This is a genomic window from Achromobacter sp. FW305-C-28, assembly GCF_058783235.1.
The window spans coordinates 77,280-91,190 of the sequence record NZ_JBYSYL010000018.1; the positions used below are offsets into that span (position 1 = coordinate 77,280).

General features: G+C 66.1%; 12 protein-coding genes and 1 tRNA gene. 6 read left to right on the forward strand and 7 right to left on the reverse strand.

All coding sequences use genetic code 11. The annotated features are described in order from the left end of the window. Positions 1-90: 90 nt before the first annotated feature. The 3 genes from AC3WMR_RS29410 to AC3WMR_RS29420 all read right to left on the reverse strand — a co-directional run bounded on the left by AC3WMR_RS29410 (position 91) and on the right by AC3WMR_RS29420 (position 4,116). A complete protein-coding gene (locus AC3WMR_RS29410) occupies positions 91-2,499 on the reverse strand; it encodes a TonB-dependent siderophore receptor (RefSeq protein ID WP_492266630.1) in 2,409 nt (802 codons plus the stop codon). An 88-nt stretch (positions 2,500-2,587) separates the two neighbouring features. Beyond that, positions 2,588-3,601 (reverse strand): FecR family protein, encoded by a 1,014-nt coding sequence (locus AC3WMR_RS29415; protein WP_492266631.1) that lies wholly within the window; start codon positions 3,599-3,601, stop codon positions 2,588-2,590. Continuing rightward, positions 3,598-4,116, reverse strand: a complete 519-nt coding sequence (locus AC3WMR_RS29420) for a sigma-70 family RNA polymerase sigma factor (protein ID WP_492266632.1) — start codon at positions 4,114-4,116, stop codon at positions 3,598-3,600. Before AC3WMR_RS29420 ends, AC3WMR_RS29415 begins: the two co-directional genes overlap by 4 nt. Positions 4,117-4,412: 296 nt before the next feature. Here AC3WMR_RS29420 and AC3WMR_RS29425 point away from each other — a divergent pair, with 296 nt between their 5' ends. Further along, positions 4,413-5,684, forward strand: a complete 1,272-nt coding sequence (locus tag AC3WMR_RS29425; RefSeq protein ID WP_492266633.1) for an MFS transporter — start codon at positions 4,413-4,415, stop codon at positions 5,682-5,684. Positions 5,685-5,766: 82 nt separating this feature from the next. Here the strand turns inward: AC3WMR_RS29425 and AC3WMR_RS29430 are convergent, their stop codons facing one another. From AC3WMR_RS29430 to AC3WMR_RS29440, 3 genes are all read right to left on the reverse strand, one after another. After that, positions 5,767-6,639: an NAD(P)-dependent oxidoreductase gene (locus AC3WMR_RS29430; protein WP_492266634.1), complete on the reverse strand. Its 873-nt coding sequence runs from the start codon at positions 6,637-6,639 to the stop codon at positions 5,767-5,769. A gap of 123 nt (positions 6,640-6,762) precedes the next feature. Beyond that, positions 6,763-7,470 (reverse strand): fumarylacetoacetate hydrolase family protein, encoded by a 708-nt coding sequence (locus tag AC3WMR_RS29435; protein ID WP_445657137.1) that lies wholly within the window; start codon positions 7,468-7,470, stop codon positions 6,763-6,765. 152 nt (positions 7,471-7,622) lie between these two features. Continuing rightward, the gene (locus AC3WMR_RS29440) at positions 7,623-8,525 is read right to left on the reverse strand and encodes a helix-turn-helix transcriptional regulator (protein ID WP_492266635.1); all 903 of its coding nucleotides are present in this window, start codon (positions 8,523-8,525) and stop codon (positions 7,623-7,625) included. A gap of 171 nt (positions 8,526-8,696) precedes the next feature. Between AC3WMR_RS29440 and AC3WMR_RS29445 the strand changes: the two genes are divergently transcribed. After that, complete coding sequence (locus tag AC3WMR_RS29445; protein ID WP_492266636.1) at positions 8,697-9,125, forward strand: PaaI family thioesterase; 429 nt, start codon at positions 8,697-8,699, stop codon at positions 9,123-9,125. Between the two features lie 10 nt (positions 9,126-9,135). Here AC3WMR_RS29445 and AC3WMR_RS29450 read toward each other — a convergent pair whose 3' ends face one another. After that, positions 9,136-10,593 (reverse strand): phospholipase D-like domain-containing protein, encoded by a 1,458-nt coding sequence (locus tag AC3WMR_RS29450; protein WP_492266637.1) that lies wholly within the window; start codon positions 10,591-10,593, stop codon positions 9,136-9,138. A gap of 159 nt (positions 10,594-10,752) precedes the next feature. Here AC3WMR_RS29450 and AC3WMR_RS29455 point away from each other — a divergent pair, with 159 nt between their 5' ends. The 4 genes from AC3WMR_RS29455 (at position 10,753) to kdgT (ending at position 13,894) form a co-directional block, all read left to right on the forward strand. Next, on the forward strand, positions 10,753-10,890 hold the full coding sequence (locus AC3WMR_RS29455) for a hypothetical protein (protein ID WP_492266638.1): 138 nt from the start codon (positions 10,753-10,755) through the stop codon (positions 10,888-10,890). Beyond that, a tRNA-His gene (locus AC3WMR_RS29460) sits at positions 10,881-10,956 on the forward strand. The genes AC3WMR_RS29455 and AC3WMR_RS29460 overlap by 10 nt, the downstream gene beginning before the upstream one ends. Before the next feature lie 217 nt (positions 10,957-11,173). Further along, a complete protein-coding gene (locus AC3WMR_RS29465; protein ID WP_492266639.1) occupies positions 11,174-12,037 on the forward strand; it encodes a GNAT family N-acetyltransferase in 864 nt (287 codons plus the stop codon). A gap of 855 nt (positions 12,038-12,892) precedes the next feature. After that, positions 12,893-13,894: a 2-keto-3-deoxygluconate transporter gene (kdgT, locus tag AC3WMR_RS29470; RefSeq protein WP_492266640.1), complete on the forward strand. Its 1,002-nt coding sequence runs from the start codon at positions 12,893-12,895 to the stop codon at positions 13,892-13,894. Positions 13,895-13,911: the final 17 nt, after the last annotated feature.

The following is a 13,911-nucleotide window of genomic DNA, read 5'->3' on the forward strand; positions in this document are numbered from 1 at the left end:
GCAGATAGCCTTGCGCCGCGGGCAGTGCCGCGGCGCAAGGGTGCGCTTCAGCCGGGGGGCGCGGGATAGACCTGCTGTAGAACCCGTGCCTCAGAACTCGTATTTAAGCGTCGCCACGACATTGCGTTCTTCGCCGTAGTAGCAGTAGTTCAGGCTGGCGCACGAAGCCACGTAGGTCTTGTCCAGCAGGTTGTTGGCCGCGACCCGCACGCTCATGCCCTTGAGCGAGGACGACAGCCTGCCCAGGTCGTAGCGCACCGACATGTCCAGCAGCGTATACGCCGGCACCTTCAGCGTGTTGGCGTTGTCGGCCCAGCTGGTGCCCACGTAGCGCACGCCCGCGCCCACGCCCAGGCCGTTGTCGAACTGATAGTCGCCCCACACCGACGCCATGTGGCGCGGCGCCTGGTAGGGCGTCTTGCCCGCCAGGCCCTCGGCCGACTCGCGGTAGCTCATGTCGGTGAAGGTATAGGCGGCCAGCATCGTCAGGTTGTCGGTCAGGCGGGTCTTGCCTTCCAGCTCGATCCCGCGTGAACGCACCTTGCCCGCCGCGGTGTAGTAGGTCTGCGCCAGCACGCGGTTGGCGACGTTGTCCTGCGTGAGGTCGAAGACGGCCAGCGTCACCATGTTCTCGGTGCCGGGCTGCTGGTATTTCACGCCCACTTCGTATTGCTTGCTCTGGGTCGGGGGCAGCAGGTTGCCCTGGCGGTCGACGTAGGCGTTGGGGTTGAACGATTCGCTGTAGCTCACATACGGCGACACGCCGTTGTCGAACAGGTAGACCAGCCCGCCGCGCTTGGTGAACTTCGAGCCGTTCCAGTTCTTGTCCGACAGGTAGGCGCCGGTGCGGCTCGAGTCCGTGGTGCGCACCTCGTCCTGGCGGCCGCTCAGCGTCAGGCGCCAGCGGTCGTAGGCCAGTTGGTCCTGCAGGTAGAAGCCGGTCTGCTCCAGCTTGCGGTCAAAGAACGTGCGGCTGGTGATCTGCACGTCGCCATTGGCATAGTCGGGGTGGAACGCATCCAGGTTCGACGCCGAACCCGCGTCCCAGCGGCCATCGGCGTGGCGATGCTGGTAGTCCATGCCCAGCAGCAGGGTGTGCTTGACCGCGCCGGTTTCAAAGCTGCCCTGCAACTGGTTGTCGATGGCGAAGGCGCTGAGCGTTTCGCGGGCGCCCGAGTAATAGCGCGTCAGCTCGGTATCGTTGGCCCAGCCATAACCGTAGACCTGCTTGAGGCGCACGTCGGACGACACGTAGCGCGCGTTCTGGCGGAACGTCCAGCGATCATTGAAGCGATGGTCGAACTGGTAGCCGAAGATGCGTTCATTGCGCTTGAACTGATTATCGTCCCGGTCCGAATCCACGAAGTGGCGCGAAATGCGCTGGCCCGCGTGGTCGTTGGTGATGCTGGCGTCGGCCGGTACGCCGCTATGGAAACCGCCGCTGGGGTCGCGCTGCAGGTAGGCCTGCAGCAGCAGGCTGGTGTCGGGCGTGAACCTGAACATCACCTGCGGCGCAATCGCATAGCGTTCTTCGCGGGTGTTGTCGAACTGCGTGTCGGTGGACCGGCCCAGGCCGGTCACGCGGTAGGCCACCTTGCCGTTGTCGTCCACCGGGCCGGCCAGGTCGAAGGCCGCGCTTTTCTGGCCCTGCGTGCCGTACGACACCTCCACCGAGCGATACGGCTCGAACAGCGGGCGCTTGCTGGTCAGCTGCACCAGGCCGCCCGGCGCGCTGCGGCCGAACAGCACCGACGACGGGCCACGGAACACGTCGATGCGCTCGACGAAGTACGGGTCGATCTGGATCGAACTGAACGTGCCCGAATCGCTCAGCAGCTTCAGGCCGTCGTAGATGGTGTTGTCGGTGCTGTTCTCGATGAAGCCGCGCAATGCCACGTAGTCGTAGCGGTCGGCGGCGCCGACCAGGCCGGTGAAGGCGCCCGGCGTGTAGCGCAGCGCTTCGGACACGCTGCGCGGTTTCTGTTCGTCCAGCTGTTCGCGGGTGATGACCGACACCGACTGCGGCGTCTCGATCAGGGCCGTGTCGGTCTTGGTGGCGCTGGAACTGGTCGAGGCCAGCAGGCCCGCGGTCGGGTCCAGCGCGCCGGGCACGCCCTGGCCGCTGACGCGCACCGCCGGCAGCGTGGTGGCGCCGGGTTGCGGCTGCGGGGTCAGCACATAGCCGCCCGCGCTGCGGGTAGCGGCGAAACCGCTGCCGGCCAGCAGCGCGCGAAAGCCCTCGTCCACCCGATAGCGTCCGCGCAGGCCCGGCGTGGTCAGGCCCTGGATGCGGCTGGCGTCCACCGAGATCGCCACGCCCGCCTGCTGGGCATAGCGGTTCAGCGCCGGCGCCAGCGGCCCGGCGGGAATGTCGTACTGCAACGCGGCGTCGGTCTGCTGCTGCGCGTGGGCGGGCAGGGCGGTGGCGCCTGCCAGGGCGGCAAGCGCCAGGCAAAGCGCCAGCGGGGTCAGGCGGTGGGTCAGGGTCGGCAAGGGCATAGCGGGTTCCGTGTGCGTGAGTGTCCTGATTGCTATGACGCGCCACGCGGAAAAAGCGGAACCGTTGCAGCGAAAAAAATGAAAAAAGTCAGCGGGCGGGCGCGACCCGGTCGATCATCACCAGCCAGGGCGTCAAGGTGCGCACCCGGATCGGGAAGCTGCTGGCCAGCAATTGCAGCGCGCGCTCGGGGTCGTCCAGCGGCAGCACGGCATTGACCTGCAAGCCGGCCAGCGCGTCGCGGTCGATGCGCATGACGCCCGGCCGATAGCGCGCCAGGGTATCCAGCACGTCGGCCAGCGGCTGGTCCTGCACCACCAGGCGGCGGTACTTCCAGGCGTCTTCCAGCGCGGCCGCGTCCACGGACGTCGGTTCGCCCAGGCCCTGCGCGGTGATGCGCAAGGCCTGGCCGGCCGCCACCTCGCGCCCCGCGCCGCCCGCCGCTTGCCGCGGGGTGGCCAACACCTTGGATTCCAGCATGGTCAGCACGGTCACGCCGGCCTCGGCGTGCACCACGAAGCGGGTGCCCAGCGCGCGCACCGTGCCCTCGGCCGTGCGCACCGTGAACGGCCGGGCGGCATCCTTGGCGACGTCCACCAGGATGTCGCCGCGCACCAGTTCCACCTCGCGGCGCTGCGGATCGAAATGCAGGTTGAGCGCCGTGCCCGGCTCCAGCGTCACGCGGCTCTGGTCCGACAGGACGTGCGTCTGCCACTGGCTGGCGCCGCTGCGCATGTCGGCCAGCAGATACGAAGAAGGATAGAAATGCAGGAACACCGCCAGCGGCGCGGCCAGCACGCCCGCCAGCGCCAGGGCGGCCATGGCGCGGCGCACGCGGCGGCGCCGGCCGGCGGCCCAGCCCGCCTTCAGGCCCGCGTGCAGCGGCTGCGTCTGCCCCGCTGCATCGTCGCGCAGCGCACCCAGCTGCGCCAGCACGGATTCCATGCGTCGCGCGGCAGCTTCGTGCTGCGGATGCTCGTGCTTCCAGGCGTCGAAGTCCGCCCGCAGCCGTTCGCGTTCGGCCGGACTGGCATCGTCCTCGGTCAGGCGCAGCAGCCACTGGGCCGCTTCGTGCGCGATGGACGGCGTGCCGGCCGCGCTCATGCCTGCACCTGTTCGTGGCAATGCACCAGCGCCGACACCAGGTACTTGCGCACCATGCGGTCGGACACGCCCAGCGTCGCCGCAATCGCGGCGTGCGTCTCGCCGTCCAGGTAGTGCAGCAGGAACGCCTGGCGCGGTCGTTCGGCCAGCCCGTCCAGGATGGCGCTGATCTGCGCCAGCGCCTGTGAGGTCATCAGGATCTGCTCGGGCGACGGCGCGCCCGGCTGGTCGCGCAGCGCCAGGCTCAGCTCGACCAGGTAGGCGGCTTCGACCTCGCGGCGACGGGCCTGGTCGATGATCAGCCGGCTGGCCGTGACGGAGAGATAGGCGCGCGGTTCGTTGACCGCGGCCAGCGCATCGCGCGACGCCAGGATGCGTGCAAAGGTGTCGTGCGCCAGGTCGGCGGCGTTGTGCGGGCAGCCCAGCTTCTTCTTGAGCCAGCCCAGCAGCCAGCCGCCGTGGTCGACATACCAGGCATGCAGGTCGGGATCGGGGCGGGACGCGGCCGTGGGCATCGAAAACGCGCAGAGGCGGGTGGGAAAAGAGCCGCCTGGGCAGCCGTTCGGGAAGGGGTTTGGTAATGAAAATAACACTCAATTATATTTGGTCCACCGAAAATTGCGAACCCGGCGCCCGCCGACCGGTCACCGGACAGCTTGTTGCCGCCGCTGTCCGCAGTCCATATAGCCGGGAGTAATATGGCGCGTCTGGCGGCCGGCTTTTCGTTTGCGCGCATCCCCTGCGATGTCTGGAATCTTGAAGCGCCCCGGGCGACAAGAATTCACCAATAAGAAGACAAGGAGCGAGGCAAGTGGAGAAGCAAGAATCAGGCGGCTGGTATTTCGGCTGGAACATCGTTGGCGCCGCCACGGTGCTCACCCTGTTGACGGTGGGCCTGCGCATGGGCATCGGGCCGTTTTTCCTGCCCATGGCCGACGGCCTGGGTTTTTCGCGCAGCCTGCTGTCGGGCATCGTCGCGGTCGGCATGCTGTGCTATGGCCTGGGCATGCCGCTGGCCGGCTACCTGGTCAGCACGCGCGGCACCCGCTTCGTGCTCTTGACCGGCACGGCCATCGTGGTGGCCTCGTCCATCTGGACCGTGTTCGCGCGCGGCCCCATCGAATTCCTGCTGGCCTTCGGCGTGGCGCTGTCGATTGGCCTGGCCTTCACCAGTCCGGTCGCGCTCACCCCCGTGATCAGCCGCTGGTTCACGCGCCAGCGCGGCATGGCGCTGTTCTTCCTGTCCACCGGGTCCATGGCGGGCATCGCGCTGATGACGCCCACGCTCACCTTTGCGATCTCGGCCGTGGGCTGGCAGGAAACCCTGCTGGGCTTTGCCGTGCTGTTTGCCCTGCTGAACGTGCCCGTGGCGCTGTTCGTCATGCGCGACCAGGCGCCCGAACATACCGACCTGCTGCCGCACCAGATCGTCGAGAAAAAGGCGTCGGCGAAGTCGGCCGCCAAGGCGCCCGACGTCAAGGTCCGCGACGCCGTACGCACGCTGCCGTTCTGGCAGGTGGCGCTGGGCCTGTTCGCCTGTGGTTTCAGCATGAACCTGCTCGGCACGCACGGCATGCCCATGCTGATGGATCATGGCTTTGATGCCACCACCAGCTCGCTGGGCATTGGCCTCATCGGCCTGGTTGCCATCTTCAGCACGCTGGTGCTGGGCCGCATGTCGGACCAGGTCGAGCGCCGCAACATCCTGGCCACCATCTACCTGGTGCGCGGGCTGGGCTTCTTCGCGCTGGTGATGGTGGGGGCGCACTGGGAACTGTACCTCGCCGCCACCATCGGCGGCGTGGTCTGGGCGGGCAGCATCGCGCTGTCATCCGCCATCCTCGCCGACGTCTACGGCGTGCGGCTGGTGGGCGTGCTGTACGGCCTGACCTACCTGGGCCACCAGGTCGGCGGCATGATCAGTTCGTGGCTGGGCGGGTGGGCCTTTGAACGCTTTCACACGCACTGGGTGGCGTTCGGCGCGGCCGGCGCCTTGCTGCTGCTGGCCGCGATCATCTCGATGCAGCTGCCGCGCCGCGGCGCGTTGCGGGTCGTGCCGGCGATGGCGGCGGGCCGGCCCTAGGGGGGCTGGCCAGGTTGCTGACCCATAGGCCGGTGTTCCGTCGGCGTGCAGGCCCGGTCAATGACCGGGCCCGTTTTATTGCCTAGCGGTCTTTCAGCAACGACACCAGTTCCGGCACGTAGCGATCGCCTCCGCCCTGGTCCACCGCCTGGTCATAGGTGTGCAGCACGGCCGCGCCGATCTCGCGCACCGCGCCCGTCTCGGCGGCCATGGTGTTGTAGTAAGACAGGTCCTTCTGCGCGTTCGACATGAAAAAGCGCAGCGACGACGGGTCTTGTTCAAGCAGGTAGGGCTTCAGGCGTTCCAGCGCCACGCCGCCGCCACCGCCCTTGGTCAGCACCTCGGCGAACACGGCCGGGTCGATGTCCGCGCGCAGCGCGCAGGCCGCCGCTTCGGACAGCAGCGCAATCGCGCCCAGCGACACGTAGTTGTGCAGCAGCTTCATGCGGTGGCCGGCGCCGATGGGGCCGGCATGCGTGATGTTCTCGGCAAAGCACGCCAGGATCGGCCGGCATTCCGCGAACAGCGCGGCATCGCCGCCCACCAGCAGGTTCAGCCGGCCTTCGGCGGCCTCTTTCGGGGTGCGCGTCATGGGCGCGTCCAGGAAGCGGCCGCCGCGTTCCGTCACCGCCTCGGCCACCTTCAGCGTGGACGACGGGATCGCGGTCGAGCAATCAATGATGACGGTGCCCGGGCGCAGCCCTTCCAGCACGCCGCCCGGCGACAGCAGCACGGCTTCGACCTGCGGGCTGCCCGTGACGCACAGGATGATCACGTCCGCCTGCGCCGCCAGCGCCGCGCCGTCGGCGCAGCTGGTGGCGCCCGCGGCCTTCAGGGCATCCAGGGGCTGGTTGCCCGGGTGTTCCAGCACGGTCAATGCGTGACCGTGCTTGACCAGATTGCTTGCAATGCCATGGCCCATCAGGCCGATGCCAACCATACCGATTTTCGCCATCTTCCACTGCTCCTGCCTCACGGGCGTTTGTTATGGCGTAAATCTTACTCTCAGATTTGCGGCGGCAGCGGCAGGGCTGCCGATACGCGGGACGGCTGTCGGGCCGCCCGCGTTGGCGGCGCGTCAGACGATGCGGATGCTCAGTTCCGGCAGGCCGTCCACATGCGCGCGGATCACGTCGCCGCGCACCACCGGCCCCACGTTCTCGGGCGTGCCCGAATAGATCAGGTCGCCGGGGAACAGCTCAAACGCCTGCGACAGCCGCGAAATCTGTTCGGCCACCGACCAGATCATGTGGCTCAGTGTGGCCTGCTGCTTGCGTTCGCCGTTCACCGACAGCCAGATCTCGCCTTCCTGGTAGTGCCCCGTCTGGGCCACGGGGTGGATCGGCCCGATGGGGGCGGCATGGTCGAAGCTCTTGCCGATTTCCCACGGCTTCTTCTGGTCGCCCATGCCGCGTTGCAGGTCGCGCCGCGTCATGTCCAGGCCCAGCGCGTAGCCGTACACGCATTGCAGCGCGTCTTCCGGCGCGATGTCGCGGCCGCCCTTGGACAGCGCCGCCACCAGTTCCACCTCGTAGTGGTAATTCTGGGTCAGGGGCGGGTAGGGGTGATCCGTCACGCTGTCGGGCAGCACCACCTGAATCGCGTCCGTCGGCTTCTGGAAAAAGAACGGCGGCTCGCGCGTCGGGTCCGAACCCATCTCGATGGCGTGGGCCGCGTAGTTGCGCCCGATGCAGTAGATGCGCCGCACCGGAAAGCGCTGCGCGCTGCCGGCGATGGGCACGGTGGTCTGGGCCACGGCAAAAGGGGTCTGGACGGGCTGGGTCATCGCGGGTCTCCTGAAGGTTGCGAGGGATGCAACCACTTTAGGGTGGCCGCGCCCAGGCGCACTGGAGACGATTACGCAATCCCTGGACGATTCCGTGAATTGCAGGGCGGTGCGGTCCCGGACCTCGGCAGATCACGGCTGGGCGCTGCGGCTCACCCGTCCGCGCTGCCCGCCCGCAGGCGTTCGCGGTATTCGGTGGGGCTGATGCCTTCCAGCTGGCGAAAACGGCGCGAGAAGTACGCCTCGTCCGCAAACCCCGCCGCGTGCGCCACCTGGCTGACCTTGCGCGCCGAATGCGCCAGCAGCTCGCGGGCCAGCGCCATGCGGCGTTCGGCCACCAGTTCGGTGAAGGTCTTGCCGGTTTCCTTCTTCAGCAGATGCGCCAGGTAATTGGGCGACAGGAAAGCGGCCGCGGCCGCATCGTTCAGCGTCAGGTTCTCGGTGATGTGCGCGCCGATGTGCGCCAGCACGCGCTTGACGCTGCCGCGGCGGCTGCTGCCCGCATGGTGGCGCGCCATGTGCAGAAGGTCGGCTTCATGGCGCTCGCACACCAGGCCGATCAGTTGCAGGATCAGCCCGCGGATCGTCGTCAGCGACCCAAAACCGCGGCGCTGGTTTTCTTCGGTCAGGCGCTGGATCAGGTCCTGCACCTGGGCAAAACCGGCGTCGTCCAGCTCGAAATCCAGGTATTCCTGGAACAGAAAGGGCGCCAGCGCCGGCGCCTGGGATACCGGCACGTCTTCCAGGTCCAGCGGGTCCACCGTCAGTTCCGGCCATAGAAAACGCTGCGCGAAGTTGATGATCACGTAACGCGCGCCCGGCGGATGCGGCACCAGGTGCACCCGGTACGGCAGCACAAAGCTCAAGGAACCGCGCTTGAACGGGCGCACCGTGCCGCTGATGGTCTGGCGGGTATCGCCGTCCAGGTTCACCTGGATCTGAAAGTACTCGTGGCGGTGCGGCTGCTCGAGCGGCTCGCGCACCTGCTGCGCGCGGATATCGAAATCGAAATAGTCCGCGCGCTCGGCCATGCCGTAGGTCTTGATGGAGTTCATGCGAAAAACTGGGTGCCGGGCGATTGATGGCCAGACTGTAGCGCTGGCGCGACGGCCGCGCCAGCGGGCGGCGATATTGTCCGTTCACCGGCCGTGCCGCGCGCCGCGTCCGCGCGGCACGGCCGGTTTGCGCTACCGTTGCAGGTTCCGCAGCGGATTTTCCCCTTTGCCATGACCGATTCCATTCCTACCGGCTTTGCGCCCTGGCGCCCCAGCAGCGCCTTCATGCAGCACCTGGACGATCTCAGCGGCTTTTACCGGCGCGCGGCCGACGACGTGCTGGCCCTGCGCGTGGGCCAGGTCCACGGCAACATGCACGGCATGGCGCACGGCGGCTTTCTGGCTACGCTGGCCGACAGCGCCCTGGGATTCGTCATCGCCCACCAGTGCCAGGCCTCGGTCGTGACCGCCCAGATGTCGGTGGAGTACCTGAACGCCGTCATGCCCGGCGATTGGCTGCAAGCCCACGTCACCATCGACAAGCGCGGCAAACGCCTGATCTACGCCACCTGCCGGCTGCAGGTCGAGGACCGTCTGGTGCTCAAGGCCAGCGCGGTCTTTGCCGTGCGCCAAGCGGCCACGCCGACGTCGGACGGCTGATCGGGCACGCCTACAGATACGGCGTGGCCAGCCAGATCACCTTGTTGCGCAGGCGCTTGGCGAACGGCGCCTGCTGCAGGGCATCCAGCGTTTCGCGGCGTGCATTGCCCACCAGCGCGTCGATCTTCGCGCCGATCCAGCGCGCCACGGCGGGGTCGTAGATTTCCGTATCCAGCTCGAAATTGAGCCGCAGGCTGCGCGGGTCCAGGTTCGACGAACCCACATAGGCCCAGCCGTCGTCCACCGTCATCAGCTTCGAATGGTCGAACATGCCTTGCGAGCGCCACACCCGGCACCCGGTACGCACCACCTGGTCCAGCTGCGCCGTCATGGCGTAGTCCACCAGCCGCAGGTTGTTCTTGCCGGGAATGACGATGTCCACCACCACCCCGCGCCGCGCCGCCGTGGCCAGCGCACCGATCAGCGGCTGGTCCGGCAGGAAGTAGGGTGACTGGATGCGCACGTGCCGCTGCGCCACCGCCAGCGCACCCAGCAGGATGCTGTGGGCGCTGCCCATCGCCCGGTCCGGGCCCGACGGCACGCAACGCATGGGCACGTTGCCATGGGGCGGCTGCGCGCTGGGGTCGAACCAGGGCGCGGCCGGCAGAGATTCGTGCGTCGTGAAATTCCAGTCGTGCGCGAACACCGACATGAGCTGCGTCACGATCGGCCCTTCCACCCGGAAATGCGTGTCTACGTTGGTTGCCGCGCCCGACAGCGCCGTCACGAACGCCGCCCGCACGTTCATGCCGCCGGTAAAGCCGATGCGCCCGTCCACCACCAGCACCTTGCGGTGGCTGCGCAGATTGGCATAGGGCATGCGCAGCACGCCCAGCGGGTTGGTCATGAAGCGCGCCACTGGCACCCCGCCGCGCGCCAGCATCCGCACGATCGGCGGGTGCGAATACTTGGACCCGATCGCGTCGATCAGCACCCGCACCTGCACGCCGCGCGCCTGCGCCTCGATCAGCGCCTGTCCCATCTCGCGGCCGATCGCGTCGTTGTCGAAAATGTAGCTCTGCATCGCCACCGCATGGCGGGCGCCGCGTATCGCCTGCAGCATCGCCGGATAGGCCTCGTCGCCACCGGCCAGCGGCTGCACGGTATTGCCGCCCAGCAGCCGGAAGCGGCTGACCTGGTCGCCCAGCACCTTCAGCGACGCGAACTGCGGCCCCGAAATCGGCGCCACATCCACGCTGGGCGTCTCCACCAGGGCGGCATCCACCAGCATCGCCTCGTCGCGCTGCTGCGTCATCCGGGTCTTGCGGATCCGGTTGATCCCCGCCACGAAATAGGCCAGCGCGCCAAACAGCGGCGAGAACAGCGCCAGCCCGACCCAGCCGATGGCCGAGCGCACATCTTGCTTGGTCATGGCCGCATGCACCGCCGCGCCGGCCCCGGCAATCAAGCTGACGCCGAACACCATGTGCGGCCAGTAGGCGATCAGTAATTCGTGTATGCGATCCATAGCGCCGGCGTTGGCGGGCCTCCAAAGGGGGGGGTAGTCCAAGGGGTGTTCCAAGCGGCAAGGATACCAAGGCTGGCGGGCCCGCAACGGGGGCCCGGCGGTAGTGCTGGGGCACAGAACAGGTATTCAAACGGCCCGTTTTACACACGCGAAAAAAACGTGCTAGAATTCGGCCTCTTCGCTGTTGAACACATTGAAGCCGCAGGAAAAACACCAGCACAAGGTGTTTTGAAGGCGAAGGCAGCAATGATTTTCGGCTGCAATGATTCAGCAGTGAAAAAACAGTGGTGGCTGTAGCTCAGTTGGTAGAGTCCTGGATTGTGATTCCAGTTGTCGTGGGTTCGAGTCCCATCAGCCACCCCATCGAATTCAAGAAAAAGGCACTTTGCGAAAGCGAAGTGCCTTTTTTGCGTTGGGCTCACGGCAGTGAGCCGAAGTGCGTTTGCCGCGACAGGATTCAGTGCGTGCGGTAGGCCCTTGTTTTCCTCGAGCAGCAGGCAAAATATGGGCGTCCTGCGGGGCTGCCCTATCGCCATTTGTTGTACGATTTGCGCAGACTAAAATCTAGAATGGATGTGCCATGTCGGAGTTTGAGTATCGACCCATCGAGAGAGGGGTGGACCTGGATAAGATTCTCGGTCTGATGAAGGCTGCATTTCCAGCCGCCACGATCTTCACTCCTGAATACTTGAAATGGCTCTATTGGGAGAATCCGGCAGGCGATGCCGTCGGGTTCAACTGCTGGGCGGGTGATGAACTGGTGGGTCACGTGGCCTCTTTGCCCCAGCGGGTCATCATCAAGGGTCAGGAAGCAAAAGTCATCCTGCTTCTCAATGTGGCAACACACCCCAAGACTCGCGGTAAAGGACACTTCGTCGGCCTCGTCAAAAGAACGATGGAGGCTGCCGGCGAGCAGGGATTTGCCGCCGTATTGGGCGTGGCCAACGCGCAGACCTATCGCGCCTACGAACTCAAGTTCAAATTCCAGAATGTGGCCGGGCTGTCGGCACACGTCGAGATGCTGCCGCACAACCTGGACGTGCCCCAGGCCGTGAAACACGCCGAGCTGTTCCAGAAATGGACGGATGAATCGTTGGCCTGGCGCCTGCGCAATCCGAATAATCCGCTGCGCGTGGTGAGCACCAGCGCTGACAGCGTCGTCGTCGAGGGCAGCTCGTCAATGCCGGTGGTCCGGTCAAGAGCGATCATCCCTCGGGGCGACCTGCATTTGAACGCAACGCGGTCGTCGATCAAATCCCTGGGTCCGGCTGTTGTCATCGGGCTTGCACCGCAGGGCACGATGCGGCGACGGCTTGCCATGGATGTGCCCAACAAGCTACGTCCGTCGCCACTGAGATTGGTTTACAAGAATCTCCGACAGCCGGACGATGTCTTGAATCCAGCGGCCATCCTATACAGCTTTCTGGATTTCGACGCCTTTTAAGAGTGGGGGGGGGCAACATCGCGCCCACCCCGCCAGTACCTTCCTGCTCGCCGTCCTGTCTCGGTCACGGCGGGCAGCGTCGCGTCGTCGTCGACAGGCGATTGCGGGCCTGGGCGGTGCCATCGAACTGCGATCGGATCGCAATGTTCTTCAGCAGCTCGTGCTCGACAATAGCGCGGTAAAGATCGGCATCGTTCTGACGTGCCGCTGTGTACGCATAGGGTCGCGGACTTCTCCGCCGTGGAAAAACGCGTGGGCATGAGGCCATTCGTCGTGCGCCTGTCCTGCGAGCGTGATCGCGGCACGCTCGGCATCTTTCTCGAAACCAGCTAGCCCGACCTGCTCATTGCCGGCGCCCTGGCCTTGAGCCTGGACAGCGTGGCCCGAGGCATGGTCATCCAGGTCATGGACGACGCTGGGGACCCGATCGCCTGAGGCAATCCGCTGTACGGGCGATCCACCGGTGGGCCGGGCAGCGTCGATATCTCGCTGCGCGCCGCCCGTTGCCAGAAGTTGGGGTCCCGCAGCATCGTTGCGGGAACCGCCAATGGCCTGGCGACTTTCACCATCGTCTACCAATGAAGAAAAAACAGCCTGTCCCCGCGTTGGCGTCTGGCATACCGGCAGGGGAATGCGGTGCCCGCGGGTTGTGATGGAATTTTTATATAAGAAATAAGATTTTATAGATAAAACTAAAAAGTGCGAAAAGGTATCGCCTGGGTGACCCCGGTACTCCAATAACTATTTAAATATAGAGAGTTTCGGGTTTTCTCTATGGTGTTTTTTTATAAAACTTGATTTCATTAGAAAAAAGCGCGCCCCTTCGCCCTGGAGGCGTGCAACCTCGGAGACAACATGAAAATCAAGCGTTCGATCGAACGGATTCCTGGCGGCATGATGCTCGTACCGCTGCTACTCGGGTCCGCCCTGCACACCTTCTGGCCCGATACCGGCAAGTATTTCGGCTCGTTCACCAACGGCCTGATCACCGGCGTCGTGCCCATCCTCGCCGTCTGGCTGTTCTGCCTGGGCGCATCCATCAACCTGCGCGCCACCGGCACCGTGCTGCGCAAGTCAGGCGCGCTGATCGGCGCCAAGCTTGGCCTGGCGTGGGTGGTGGCGCTGCTGGCGTCGCGCTGGCTGCCCGACGGCGGCATCGCCACCGGCTTTTTCGCCGGCCTGTCGGTGCTGGCGCTGGTGGCGGCGCTGGACATGACCAACGCGGGTCTGTTCGCGTCGTTGATGGAGGAATACGGCACGCGCGAAGAGGCCGGCGCATCCGTCTTGATCGGCATGGAGTCCGGTCCGCTGATGACCATGATCATCCTGGGCACCACGGGCCTTGCGGCGTTCGAGGCGCATCACCTGGTCGGCGTCGTGATTCCGTTCCTGATCGGCTTTGCGCTCGGCAACCTGGACGAAGACCTGCGCGAATTCTTCAGCCGTGGGCCGCGCATGCTGATCCCGTTCTTCGCCTTTGCGCTGGGCAATACCATCAATCTGTCTGTCATCCTGGATACCGGCTTGTTGGGCATCGTGGTGGCGGTCGGCGTGATGCTGGTGTCGGGCGTGGCGCTGGTGATTTCCGACATCCTGATCGGTGGCGGCCGCGGCACGGCAGGCGTGGCCGCCTCCAGCACGGCTGGCGCCGCGGCGGCCACCCCCAGCCTGGTCGCCGCCGCGGCGCCGCAGTTCCAACCGTGGGCGCCGGCGGCGACCGCCCTGGTCGCGGCATGCGTGGTCATCACCGCCCTGCTCGTGCCCATGCTGACCGCCTTCTGGGCCAAGCGCGTCGCTCCGCGCGTGCGCCGGGGCAAGGCGCAAGCCGTGCCGGTGATGCGGGCTAGCGGGGTGTAGTGCCATCAGATGGGGGC

Bases quoted from the DNA above. Each gene is read 5' to 3' on its own strand.
- AC3WMR_RS29410 (WP_492266630.1), bottom strand. From the start codon at position 2,499: ATGCCCTTGCCGACCCTGACCCACCGCCTGACCCCGCTGGCGCTTTGC.
- AC3WMR_RS29415 (WP_492266631.1), bottom strand. From the start codon at position 3,601: ATGAGCGCGGCCGGCACGCCGTCCATCGCGCACGAAGCGGCCCAGTGG.
- AC3WMR_RS29420 (WP_492266632.1), bottom strand. From the start codon at position 4,116: ATGCCCACGGCCGCGTCCCGCCCCGATCCCGACCTGCATGCCTGGTAT.
- AC3WMR_RS29430 (WP_492266634.1), bottom strand. From the start codon at position 6,639: ATGGCGAAAATCGGTATGGTTGGCATCGGCCTGATGGGCCATGGCATT.
- AC3WMR_RS29435 (WP_445657137.1), bottom strand. From the start codon at position 7,470: ATGACCCAGCCCGTCCAGACCCCTTTTGCCGTGGCCCAGACCACCGTG.
- AC3WMR_RS29440 (WP_492266635.1), bottom strand. From the start codon at position 8,525: ATGAACTCCATCAAGACCTACGGCATGGCCGAGCGCGCGGACTATTTC.
- AC3WMR_RS29445 (WP_492266636.1), top strand. From the start codon at position 8,697: ATGACCGATTCCATTCCTACCGGCTTTGCGCCCTGGCGCCCCAGCAGC.
- AC3WMR_RS29450 (WP_492266637.1), bottom strand. From the start codon at position 10,593: ATGGATCGCATACACGAATTACTGATCGCCTACTGGCCGCACATGGTG.
- AC3WMR_RS29465 (WP_492266639.1), top strand. From the start codon at position 11,174: ATGTCGGAGTTTGAGTATCGACCCATCGAGAGAGGGGTGGACCTGGAT.
- kdgT (WP_492266640.1), top strand. From the start codon at position 12,893: ATGAAAATCAAGCGTTCGATCGAACGGATTCCTGGCGGCATGATGCTC.